Raw genomic sequence first — 11,466 nt, 5'->3', positions numbered from 1 at the left:
ACTGACCTTATGTCCCCCACCCGCCTGTTTGTCCCCCTCGCCCTCTCCTTGCTGGCCGCGTGCGCCACGCAACCGAAACAGAACGTGACCGTGGAAAAACAAAGCGAATGCCCGATAAAACTGAACAGCGGGCAAAACCTGATTCTGACCCTGCCGAGCAACCCGACCACGGGTTATCGCTGGGCTATCCAGGATTCGGCCGGTGGCGTATTGCGCGCGCTCAGCCCCGAGGTCTACAGCAACCCGCAAGACGCGGGGATCGTTGGCAGCGCCGGCCTCTCGACCTGGCGCTTCCAGTCCTTCGCCGCTGGCACGGGCCGTTTGCGCCTGACCTACTCACAACCCTGGGCACCGGAAGTACCGGCAGTGGAAACCTTCGACTGCGCAATCTCGGTTAACTGATCGTGGGCTGGCTGATTCTGGCGCTGATGGGCGCGGTGACGTTCCTCTACGGCGTCAGCGTGCATGCTGCGTTGCTCTGCCTGCTGGTCAAGCCATTGCCGGTTCTGGCATTGCTCGGCTGGTTGCACGACGCACCGCCCAGCGAATATCGGCGCTGGATCAGCCTTGGATTGATTTTCTCCCTGCTCGGCGATGTGTTGCTGGCGTGGCCGGTGGATTTGTTTGTGTTCGGGCTTGGGGCGTTTTTGGTTGCCCACTTGGCGTATCTGAAGGCCTATTTGAGCGATTGCCGGCGGTTGGCGCTGTTGCCATTGGTGATTGCCTTGGGTGTTGGCGCGGTACTGTTGGGGATTTTGATTTCCCACGGACTGGGCCCGTTACTGATTCCGGTGATTGTTTACGGGTTGGCCATTAGCGCGATGCTCTGGCGGGCGCTGGCTCGGCTCGGGACCGAAGTGCCCAAACGTTCGACGCTGCTGGCGGCGGCAGGTGCGGTGGCGTTTGTGTTCTCTGACAGCGTGATTGGCATCAATCGATTCGTCGCGCCGTTTCATGCCGCGCCTTACGTGATAATCCTCAGCTATTGGTTGGGGCAATGGGGCATCACGGCGTCGGCGTTCGGCCAAAAACCGCGCTGAATTCATCGCGAGCAAGCTCGCTCCCACAGGGATAGCGCTGTACTTGTGGGAGCGAGCTTGCTCGCGATAGCGGTGTCACTGAAGAAGCAGACCTTGGATCCTGTCAGGTGGTTTATCAGACAACCCGCGCATCCCCCCGTCAATTTGGCTAAAATGCCAGCCTTTTCCACCTAAGCCGCTGGAACCGCCGTGAGCAAAGAACCCGATCGCCTTTTCGCCCAGCCTTTGGCCCAGGTGCCTGACTTCGCCTTCAACGAGGACGTGGTGCGGGTGTTCCCGGACATGATCAAGCGCTCGGTGCCGGGCTATCCGACCATCGTTGAAAACCTTGGCGTGCTCGCCGCGCAGTTCGCCCAGCCAAACAGCGTGCTTTACGACCTGGGTTCGTCCCTCGGCGCCGTGACCCAGGCCTTGCGCCGACACGTACGCACCGACGGCTGCCGCGTCATCGCTGTGGATAACTCGGCGGCGATGGTCGAACGCTGCCGCGAGTACCTCAACGGTCAGGACTCGATGTTCCAGGAGTTGCTGCCCGTTGAAGTGATCGAAGGCGACATCCTCGCTCTCGACTTCCAGCCCGCCTCGGTGGTGGCGCTGAACTTCACCCTGCAATTCATCGCCCCGGAGCAGCGCACCGCATTGCTCTCGCGTATCCGCCAGTCGCTGTTGCCCGGTGGCGCGCTGATTCTGTCGGAGAAGCTGCGCTTCAACGACCTCGAAGAACATGCGCTGCTCACTGACCTGCATGTCGCGTTCAAACGCGCCAACGGCTACAGCGAACTGGAAATCGCCCAGAAGCGCAGCGCCATCGAAAACGTCATGAAGCCCGACAGCCTCGAAGAACACCGCGAGCGCCTGCTGGCCGCCGGGTTCTCGAAAGTCGTGCCGTGGTTCCAGTGTCTTAACTTTGCCTCGTTGATTGCCTTGCCATGATTGATCTGTCCCCCCTCGCCCGCCGCTTGGCTGGCACACCGCTGGCCGATTGGGCCAACACTCTGCAGCGTCAACTCGACAAGAAAATGGAAAAGGGTCACGGCGATCTGGAGCGTTGGCAGAGTGCGCTGGACGCTTTGCCGAAGATTCAGCCGAGCGAAGTTGATTTGCTCAACGGTCTGACGCTGGACACCGATTGCGACGACGAAACCCGTGCTCAGATGCGCACCGCGCTGATGGGTTTGTCACCCTGGCGCAAAGGGCCGTTCGACCTGTTTGGCGTGCACGTCGACACCGAATGGCGTTCCGACTGGAAATGGTCGCGGGTTGCACCGCATCTGGATCTGAAGGGTAAACGCATCCTCGATGTCGGCTGCGGCAATGGCTATTACATGTGGCGCATGCTCGGTGCGGGTGCCGACAGTGTGATTGGTGTTGACCCGAACTGGCTGTTCTTCTGTCAGTTCCAGGCGGTGCAGCGTTACCTGTCCGAACCCAATGCCTGGCACCTGCCGTTTCCCTTCGAAGACCTGCCGTCGAACATGGAAGGCTTCGACACCGTATTTTCCATGGGCGTGTTTTATCACCGTCGTTCACCGATCGAGCATTTGCTGGCGCTGAAGGATTGCCTGGTCAAGGGCGGTGAATTGGTGCTGGAGACGCTGGTGATCGAGGGCGATCAGCAGCAGGTGCTGGTACCGGAAGACCGTTATGCGCAGATGCGCAACGTGTGGTTCCTGCCGTCGGTACCGGCGCTGGAGCTGTGGCTGCGTCGCGCCGGGTTCACGGATGTTCGCTGTGTGGACGTGAGCGTGACGACGGTCGAGGAACAGCGCGGGACGGAGTGGATGAAGTATCAGTCGTTGAGCGATTTCCTTGACCCGGAAGATCACAGCAAGACGGTTGAAGGGCTGCCGGCGCCGATGCGTGCCGTCATCGTGGCCCGCAAGTAAAACCCGATCTTCCAGACACCAGAAAAACCTGTGGGAGCGAGCTTGGTCCGGGCGGCGATCCGACGATAGCGGACCAACATTCAACATCATCGTTGACTGACACGCCGCCATCGCGAGCAAGCTCACTCCCACAGGGGACGGTGTTTAGTCTGTTGGTTTGGCTCTTCGGGCCTTGAAGAACTCGCTCAAGACCGCCCCGCACTCCTCGGCCAACACTCCGCCTTCGTACAGCACCCGGTGATTCAAAAATCCCTGGGTAAAAAACTGCCCCTGACTCTGCACAATCCCGGCCTTCGGCTCCAGCGCCCCATACACCACCCGCGCAATCCGCGAATGCACGATCAGCCCGGCGCACATGCTGCACGGCTCAAGCGTCACGTACAGCGTGCTGCCGGGCAGACGATAGTTGCTGGCGGCCAACGCCGCCGCGCGGATCGCGACCATCTCGGCGTGAGCACTCGGGTCATTGCCGCTGATCGGGCAGTTAAAACCCCTACCGATGATTTCACCGTCCTGTACCAGCACCGCGCCCACCGGCACTTCACCCAGCGCCGCGCCTTGGGCGGCCAGGGTCAGGGCTTCGCGCATGAAGTCACGATCTCGGCTGCGGTCGATGATCACTGCGGGACGTATCTGACGCATCAGGCCACCTCGATGGCGGCCATCAGGCCGGTTTCCATGTGATCGATCACATGGCAGTGGAACATCCAGATCCCAGGGTTATCCGCCACCAGCGCCACTTGCGCGCGTTCGTTCTTGCCCAGCAAGTAGGTGTCAGTGAAGTACGGTATGACCTTGTGCCGGTTCGAGGCGATGACCTTGAAGCTCATCCCGTGCAGATGAATCGGGTGTTGATACTGAGTCATGTTTTTCAATTCGAAAATGTAGCTCTTGCCCTTCTCGAGCTTGGCAATCGGGCGGTCGGCGCAGGTTTTATCGGTGATGTCCCAGGCCTTGCCGTTGATCTGCCACAGGCTCGGCGGCTTGCCATTGTCGACATTCACCGACACCGAGCCTACCCATTCGAAATTGAAGTTGAGTTTCTCGGCATTGGCCAGGTCCGGTTCGGCCACCGGGTTGGCGGGCAGCGCGGGCGGCCATTCGGTCGGTGCATCGGTGTTCGCCACCGAACGGAACGTGCCAAGGCGAACCGGTCCGTTGCGCAGGGACAGCTCTTCACCGGCCGGCGGGGCCTTGATCGCGAGACAAATGCGCATGCCCGGGCCGAGCCAGTACTCCTTGCCGAGTGGCCGCGGCTCGATGGGGTTACCGTCCAGCGCGTAGATCTGCGCTTCGACGCCAGGGATGTTGAGTCGGTAGGTCAGGGTGTTATCGAGGTTGAGCAGGCGCACCCGGGTGATCTGCCCGGCGGGCAATTCGATCACCGCTTGCGAGACGCCATTGATGGTCGACAGGCGCCCCGCCGTGCCACCACGGGCCGCTTCGCGAGGAATACTGAACGCGACAAAAGCGCCCTCTTCATCGACGTGCCAGCTCTTGAGGCTCACAGTCTTTTCGTACTTGAAGCCGGTAGGCTCGCGCTCTTCGATGATCAACGGGCCGACCAGCCCGCGACCGAGTTCTTCGCTGCTGTTCACATGCGGGTGATACCAGTAGCTGCCGGCGTCGGGCACGCGGAATTTGTAGTCGAAGTATTCGCCCGGCAGCACTGGAAGCTGCGAGACGTAGGGCACGCCGTCCATTTCCAGCGGCAGGCGAATGCCGTGCCAGTGAATGGTGGTCGCCACCGGCAGGTGGTTGATGAAACGTACCCGCAGCCATTCGCCCTGACGCACCCGCAACTCGGTGCCCGGCGCCGACGGGCCGAACGCCCAGGCTTCGGTCTTGTGCCCGGCTACCAGCTCGACGTCCAGCGGTGCGGCGATCAGCTCGTAGTCGTGGCCCGCATCGGCGTCGGCCATCTTGCCCAACCAATACCGCGACGCGCCCCCCGCTCCGACGCCAACGACAACAAGACCGGCCAGGCCACCGAGGATTTGGCGACGGGTAAAGGACATGAACGCGACTACCTCACTTGAAAGCGGCAGGCCTGAGCCCGCAAAAGGCGAATACGATACACCTGCAACTGCGAAACAGTAAGAGCAACGCGACCATGGGCCGCAGGGCGGGGGCTACCTGACAAGGCTCGATGTCCTACTCAACGCCTGCGCAAACAGCCACGGCTATCGTCCCGACGGCCTACAGATCGAGCTGACCTTTCTTGAGATAGTGAGCGACCTTCCACCCGCTTTCAAAGAGTGAATCATGGACGATCCCAACGACACATTCGTGCCCGACGCCACCGACGTATTGGCGCTCCACGCCCTGATCCCCGGCCTGGTCGCCGACTGCCCCGATATGTACGCCATGGCGTATCAGGTTGCCAAAGACATTCTGCTCCAGCACAACATCACCGACATCGAACCCGACAAGATCTACTGGCACCGATTCCGTGCCGCGCAAAGCAGCTCGAAGACCTTCACCGGCTGGCAGCACGTATTTGAAAAACCCAGGGAGTCGATGACCTTCCCGCAACTGGTCATACAGCGTTTCAGTGTGCACGACCAGGACAACGCTGACCTTCTGGATGCTGACAGCGGCTTCTATTGCGCCGATGGCAATGCCGGAAACTACGATGAAACCAATGAAGTCCGTCTGCACGCCAGGGATGCGCTGAAAGCCTTCTGGGACATAAACTTCAGCGACCGCTACAAGACTGCCATCGCCACGTTCTGGGAACAGCACAGTGCCGATTTTCGAGCCATGGCCAAATGCACTTTCATCGCCAAAGCCATTGAAAGCTATGAGAGCGGCTATTTGTCCGGTGATCAACTCACCTTGGTCATGCGAGCCGCCGCCAGCAACGCTAGCCGGCCACTGACTCGAACAATGCTGACGGACGAGGCGCAACCGGGAAGCGGTCTGACCATCCGCAAATTCTGCATCGATCAATTCGAGTCGACCGACATCCTCAGCTTTACCGACGAGCACGACCTGAACATCCTCTACCTTCCGGGAGAACCCAGGGGGTTTTACTGCTTCAACAAGGTCGAGGAGTTGCACCAATGGCTGGTCGATGAGGTCAAGGACGCCGAAGGCCGTGAACGCATGTTCATGCACTTCAAACAGCAAGAGCGCGACATTTTGCAGGAACGGCCGACCTCGCTGGGGCACAAGCTCGCCAACTTCACCGGCATTGGCCTGATCATCCACGCGTTCGAGGAAACGCCGATTGATAACGTCGGCCTCACCCATGCCTATGACGTTTTGCCCGGCGAACATGACGTCGCGGATTATCATTTGCTGCACTACCGTGGCGAAAAAATCGTCGGTGATGCCTTCAGCCATCTCAGTCAGTCCACCCACGAGCGCATGCTCAGCGACGCCAATTTCCTCCTGCGCTCCAACGGCGAGATCAGGAAAAAACTATGGATTGGCTATCTCAACGCCTTCAACCACACCTTCGGGCCAATGGCCGCGCTCGCATGGCCGGCGGCGCTGGTGGTTATCGGTGCCGGCATCGCCAATGTCGGATTGCAGATCGACCAGGCCATCAACGCCCCCACTCCGATGGAGCGCAAGGCCGCCGTCACCGCTGCAATATTTGGCAGTGTGGATGTCCTGTTCAATTTGCCGTTCCTGTGGGGTGCCGCTGAACTGGCAGACGCGGCCGAACTGGGCGAGTCCGCCGAGACCGAAGAGGCGCTTGCTGCCAAGACAGACACCGCACTGACGCCACCGCCCAGGCTGCCTGTGCCGATTGCCAAAGCACGGCCGACCGACACCCAGATCCTCGCCCCGTTTGACACCAATGAGGTACTTGACGGTTATTTCCCGATCAGTAACGACGGTAAGTACAAGGGCATCTATCAACCCAGTAGCGGAGGTAATTACATCCTCATGGAGGACCGTTTTTTCCAGGTGAGCTACAACAATCCACTGAAGTGCTGGGCAATCATCGACCCCTCCAATCCCTATTCGTTTTACCGCAACATCCCCGTTCGCCTGAATGAACAGAACGAGTGGGAAATGATCCTGCGCGGCGGTTTGAGGGGCGGGGGTAAAAACCTCTCCAAACCGGCGACACCGAAACCCGGACCGAGCAGCGGCGATTCCGCGCAAACAGGAAACACCTCCGGGGGAGCTACGCCACAGGCAGGCACCTCGACAGGAGCCCGCGTACCGGCGCGCCTGCGCCCCGTGGTAACGCTTTACGATGCGGATCCTCACTCCAATCGCGCGCTGAGAGCCTGGGCGCTGAATCTGCAAAACACTCATGTGCGCATGGTGCGCATTAACAACATAGTGACAATAGAAGATTCCTACACCCGTTACTTCAGCCGCAAACTCGGAAATCTGCGATACAACTCCGGTCGGTTCTTCAATGAGTTGAAGTGGAGCGAACTGCCACCTCGGCCAATGTTATTTACCGTCGACGAGCCCACTAGCATTGCCGAACTGATTAGACGCGTGTTCGAGGTGAGCCCTGGGTTGGTCGTGGGTGAAACCCTGGACCGCATTACCAGCCTGCGTTTCATGATTGAAAACATGCACGAGTTCGCTCAACGAGGGGTGAACACGATTTACATGCGAGGCTTGCTCAACGATTTTGCCCAGCAGGATCTGAACAGCTTTTTCGAATCGGGGGACATGTCCGAAGATCTGAAAAACTACCTGATCAGTATCGGTCAGGACCCTGCCGGACGTTTCAACGAACTGGAACTGATCAAGAGCGCAAAACAGAACAATATCCGGGTCCAGGCAATCGATAACTCGGTAACCCTTAAAAAACCAATCCCCGACCGGCTGATTGAAGAGCAAATGATGAGCAACAGCCTGACGAACCAGATCATGCAGGCTGACACCACGTTGAACCATCCTGGGAAATGGGTGGTTTTAACGGGAGTGGAAAATACCAATACCTTCCGGGGGATGGCAGGCATCAGTGAGCTGCGCGGGGGGATCGGCTTGCGAATAGAAGAGGTCGATCCTGGCCAAAGCCTGGGCATTACCCTGGATCCCGGCATCGAGATCGATCGTGGCCCCATCCTCCAGCACGAAACAATGCGCGGTACTTCCGAGATGTTTTATGCAGACCTTCGCCTACAAATTGAAGCACCACCGGTAATCAGAACTGAGCGGCAAACGGAAAAGCTTCTCAATGTACCCGGCAAGTATCTGTTCGAGAAGAACGCAGGCGACTACACCCTGCTCCACCAAAACAGACAAAAACTGATCACCCGTACGCCCGTCCAGCGACTTGCCAATGGCGACTATGTAGTACACCGGTCAACCTGGCCGCAAAACGGTGTGCCTTTCCCCAGCATTGACGCGCTGTCGCGCTCACTCAACAACTCAGGACTGAGGCTGGCAACGCGTATTCCCACTTGACCCGTTTTGTAGCAGCAATTGCACTCACTTAATTCAAGGAAGACATCATGGACGATACTCAAGACACGCTCCTGCCCGACGCCGCCGATGCCTTGGCGCTCGCGGCCCTGATCCCCGATCTGATTACCGATTGTCCCGATATGTACGCCATGGCGTATCAGGTCGCCAAAGATATTCTGCTCCAGCACAACATCACCGACATCGAGCCCGACAAGGTCTACTGGCACCGATTCCGTGCCGCGCAAAGCAGTTCGAAGACCTTTACCGGTTGGCAACACGTGTTTGAAAAACCCAGGGAGTCGATGACCTTCCCGCAACTGGTCATGCAGCGTTTCAGTGTGCACGACCAGGACAACGCCGACCTTCTGGACGCCGACAGCGGCTTCTATTGCGCCGATGGCAATGCCGAAAACTACGACGAAACCAACGAAGTTCGCCTGCACGCCAGGGATGCGCTGAAAGCCTTCTGGGACATCAACTTCAGCGACCGTTACAAGACGGCTGTCACGGCGTTCTGGGAAAAACACAGCGCCAACTTCCGCGCACTGGCCAAGTGCACCTTCATCGCCAAGGCCATCGACGACTACGAGAAGGGACACCTGACACGCGAACACTTCACTATCGTGCTCAGGGCTGTCGTCGGAAATGTGAACCGACCGTTCACCCGCCAAATGCTGATGGACGAAGTTCCCACGGGGCACGGTTTATCCACTCGCAAGTTTTGCATTGACCACTTCGAGTCGACAGACATCCTGAGCATCACCGACGACAGTGACCTGAACATTCTTTACATTCCGGGCCAACCCAGAGGATTTTACTGCTTTAACAATGTCGAGGAGTTGCACCAATGGCTGGTCGATGAGGTCAAGGACGCTGAAGGCCGCGAACGCATGCTGATGCACTTCAAACAGGAGGAGCGCGACATTCTTCAGGAAAGGCCAACCTCACTGGGACATAAGCTCGCCAACTTTAGCGGCATCGGCCTGATCATCCACGCGTTTGAAGAAACGCCAATTGATAATGTCGGACTCACCCATGCGTATGACGTTTTGCCCAGCGAACATAACGTCGCCGACTATCATCTGTTGCACTACCGAGGCGAAAAGATTTCCGGTGATGCGTTCACCCACCTGAACCAATCGACCCATGAGCGCATGGGCAGCGACGCCGACTTCCTGCTGCACACCAATGGCGAGATCAGGAAAAAGCTGTGGATAGGCTATCTCAATGCCTTCAACCACACCTTCGGGCCGATGGCCGCCCTTGCATGGCCGGCAGCGCTTGTCGTCATCGGCGCTGGCATCGCCAATGTAGGGCTTCACATCGACCAGGCCATCAACGGCACTACTCCAATGGAACGCAAGGCGGCTGTCAAAGCTGCCATTTTTGGCAGTGTGGATGTGCTGTTTAATTTGCCATTTCTGCGTGGCGCAGCTGAACTGGCAGAGGCCGCCGAGATTGCAGAGGCCGCCGAGACAGAAGAGGCGCTTGCCTCCGGGGAAGCGTCCAAGACAGAAGTAGAAACACCCGCGATGCCCTCCCTCTCCGTCGACGCCGATGCTACCGGCCCCTCCGATATGGACATACTGGCGCCCTTTGAAACCAATGAGGTTCTCGACGGCGACTTCCCGGTGAGTGATGAAGGTAAATTTCAGGGCATTTATCAACCCGCAACCGGCGGTAACTACATTGCCATGGGTGACAGTTTCTACCTGGTGCGCTACATCAACGAACTGAAGACTTGGGTAATCATTGACCCGGGCAACCCTTACTCTTTCTACCGCAACATACCCGTGCGTCTGAACGAAGCCGGTGAATGGATCCCCGTTACACGCCCCGGTCTGGCCGGTGGTGGCTTGTTTACCGAATTGTTTTCCAGAGCCGAGCCGCCACTCCCGGACTTCGATGCACCGGCGACTGCATACGATGTTCCACCGGACATCAGGCCCGCCCTCAAACGTGCGGCCAACGGGACGGCCATGAAAGGGGACTTGAAGGACGGCTTTGTCAATCCAAACAGTACGGACGATGAACTGGAAGCCTTCAAAAAACTGCGCCGAACGCTGCACGACGACGCCGTGAGCTTCTATTCGCTACCGCAACCACAGCTGCCACCCAGGCCAAACATTCCATCCTTCCTCCCGAATGCAAAGCTCAAGGACATCATCAAGACCCTTTTCAAGCGGTCACAGAGCCTGGTCATCGGTGAAAGTCACGATAGCGTGGGCAGCAAACAGTTTCTGGTCGAGAACATGAGCGTGCTGCGCAAACAAAAAGTCAAAACCCTGTACATGGAGCATCTGTTGACCGATTTCCATCAGGCTGACCTGGATGTATTCAACAGGACCGGAGTGATGTCCGAGGATCTGGAAAGCTATCTCAAGGACCTTGACGCAGGTTTTTCGACTGACCCCAGCGAACAATTCACCTTTGAGCAAGTGGTCAGGACGGCGCAAAAAAACCATATTCGCGTTCAGGCCATCGACTGTCTGGCCAGTTACCGCAGCGCCGGCATTCAGGGGCAGCTAATAATTTTCGACAAAAAATGATGAATTTTTTCGCCCGACAAGTCATCGGCGCCGACCAGACAGCCAGAGGCGCGCATCGCTGGGTGGCGTTGGTCGGGAACAGCCACGCCAATACCTATGCCGGCGTGGAGGGTGTCAGCGAACTTGAAGGCAGCATCGGGCTGCGTATTGAAAGCGTGAGCCCGGATGAGCTCGGCAGTATCAAGGTCGACCCGGGGGTGGCCGACGAGGCGCGCCCGGGGCAAGCGGCCGGTTTTGCCAAAAATGACTTGTTGCTGCAAATCCCGACGCCGAAAAGCGTGATCCTGGCGCAAAGGCTGGAGGATGGGCTACCCAGTTCTGGCATGTACACCCTCAGCACCAGTACCGGCGAACCATTGCTGGTGCACCGCAGCAGAACCCTCACCAACAGAGTCATCACCAGTAACGGCATCATCACCCGTGGCAAACTCGTTCGAACGCCCATCAAGCATGATGCAGGTGGGTACTACGTCGAACGGGATGCCTGGCAGATCAGCGGTCGACGCTTTCCAACCACAGCGAGCTTGAGTTCAGCGCTGCACAGAATGGGCATGACCCCCGTCCGACTACCCGGCGTCTAAAACGCAAAAAGGCCGTGTG

The 11,466-nt window shown here is 58.3% G+C and carries 9 protein-coding genes; 7 read left to right on the top strand and 2 right to left on the bottom strand.

The annotated features are described in order from the left end of the window. Positions 1 to 9: 9 nt before the first annotated feature. The 4 genes from ACMXYH_RS06345 (at position 10) to cmoB (ending at position 2,926) form a co-directional block, all read left to right on the top strand. Positions 10 to 402: a protease inhibitor I42 family protein gene (locus tag ACMXYH_RS06345; RefSeq protein ID WP_415766615.1), complete on the top strand. Its 393-nt coding sequence runs from the start codon at positions 10 to 12 to the stop codon at positions 400 to 402. A gap of 2 nt (positions 403 to 404) precedes the next feature. Continuing rightward, on the top strand, positions 405 to 1,040 hold the full coding sequence (locus tag ACMXYH_RS06340) for a lysoplasmalogenase (protein ID WP_415766614.1): 636 nt from the start codon (positions 405 to 407) through the stop codon (positions 1,038 to 1,040). 189 nt (positions 1,041 to 1,229) lie between these two features. Next, positions 1,230 to 1,973: a carboxy-S-adenosyl-L-methionine synthase CmoA gene (gene cmoA / locus ACMXYH_RS06335; RefSeq protein ID WP_054613634.1), complete on the top strand. Its 744-nt coding sequence runs from the start codon at positions 1,230 to 1,232 to the stop codon at positions 1,971 to 1,973. After that, the gene (gene cmoB, locus ACMXYH_RS06330; RefSeq protein WP_415766613.1) at positions 1,970 to 2,926 is read left to right on the top strand and encodes a tRNA 5-methoxyuridine(34)/uridine 5-oxyacetic acid(34) synthase CmoB; all 957 of its coding nucleotides are present in this window, start codon (positions 1,970 to 1,972) and stop codon (positions 2,924 to 2,926) included. The genes cmoA and cmoB overlap by 4 nt, the downstream gene beginning before the upstream one ends. Before the next feature lie 144 nt (positions 2,927 to 3,070). Here cmoB and tadA read toward each other — a convergent pair whose 3' ends face one another. Continuing rightward, complete coding sequence (gene tadA, locus ACMXYH_RS06325; protein WP_415766612.1) at positions 3,071 to 3,568, bottom strand: tRNA adenosine(34) deaminase TadA; 498 nt, start codon at positions 3,566 to 3,568, stop codon at positions 3,071 to 3,073. Beyond that, positions 3,568 to 4,944, bottom strand: coding sequence for a multicopper oxidase family protein (locus tag ACMXYH_RS06320; protein ID WP_129438138.1), 1,377 nt, complete (start codon positions 4,942 to 4,944; stop codon positions 3,568 to 3,570). Before ACMXYH_RS06320 ends, tadA begins: the two co-directional genes overlap by 1 nt. Before the next feature lie 247 nt (positions 4,945 to 5,191). Between ACMXYH_RS06320 and ACMXYH_RS06315 the strand changes: the two genes are divergently transcribed. The 3 genes from ACMXYH_RS06315 to ACMXYH_RS06305 are packed head-to-tail and all read left to right on the top strand — an operon-like array spanning position 5,192 to position 11,447. Further along, positions 5,192 to 8,317 carry a membrane-targeted effector domain-containing toxin gene (locus ACMXYH_RS06315; RefSeq protein WP_415766611.1) on the top strand — a complete coding sequence of 1,042 codons (3,126 nt, stop codon included), beginning with the start codon at positions 5,192 to 5,194 and terminating at the stop codon, positions 8,315 to 8,317. A 47-nt stretch (positions 8,318 to 8,364) separates the two neighbouring features. Further along, positions 8,365 to 10,866, top strand: coding sequence for a membrane-targeted effector domain-containing toxin (locus ACMXYH_RS06310; RefSeq protein WP_415766610.1), 2,502 nt, complete (start codon positions 8,365 to 8,367; stop codon positions 10,864 to 10,866). Then, entirely contained in the window at positions 10,863 to 11,447 is a 585-nt protein-coding gene (locus tag ACMXYH_RS06305) for a hypothetical protein (RefSeq protein ID WP_415766609.1), read from the top strand. Before ACMXYH_RS06310 ends, ACMXYH_RS06305 begins: the two co-directional genes overlap by 4 nt. Positions 11,448 to 11,466: the final 19 nt, after the last annotated feature.

This window comes from Pseudomonas frigoris (genome assembly GCF_047758635.1).
Lineage (GTDB): Bacteria > Pseudomonadota > Gammaproteobacteria > Pseudomonadales > Pseudomonadaceae > Aquipseudomonas > Aquipseudomonas frigoris.
The sequence above is the reverse complement of the archived record's forward strand: the minus strand, read 5'-3'. Positions and strand labels throughout refer to the sequence as shown.

Bases quoted from the DNA above. Each gene is read 5' to 3' on its own strand.
- ACMXYH_RS06345 (WP_415766615.1), top strand. From the start codon at position 10: ATGTCCCCCACCCGCCTGTTTGTCCCCCTCGCCCTCTCCTTGCTGGCC.
- cmoB (WP_415766613.1), top strand. From the start codon at position 1,970: ATGATTGATCTGTCCCCCCTCGCCCGCCGCTTGGCTGGCACACCGCTG.
- tadA (WP_415766612.1), bottom strand. From the start codon at position 3,568: ATGCGTCAGATACGTCCCGCAGTGATCATCGACCGCAGCCGAGATCGT.
- ACMXYH_RS06320 (WP_129438138.1), bottom strand. From the start codon at position 4,944: ATGTCCTTTACCCGTCGCCAAATCCTCGGTGGCCTGGCCGGTCTTGTT.
- ACMXYH_RS06315 (WP_415766611.1), top strand. From the start codon at position 5,192: ATGGACGATCCCAACGACACATTCGTGCCCGACGCCACCGACGTATTG.
- ACMXYH_RS06310 (WP_415766610.1), top strand. From the start codon at position 8,365: ATGGACGATACTCAAGACACGCTCCTGCCCGACGCCGCCGATGCCTTG.
- ACMXYH_RS06305 (WP_415766609.1), top strand. From the start codon at position 10,863: ATGATGAATTTTTTCGCCCGACAAGTCATCGGCGCCGACCAGACAGCC.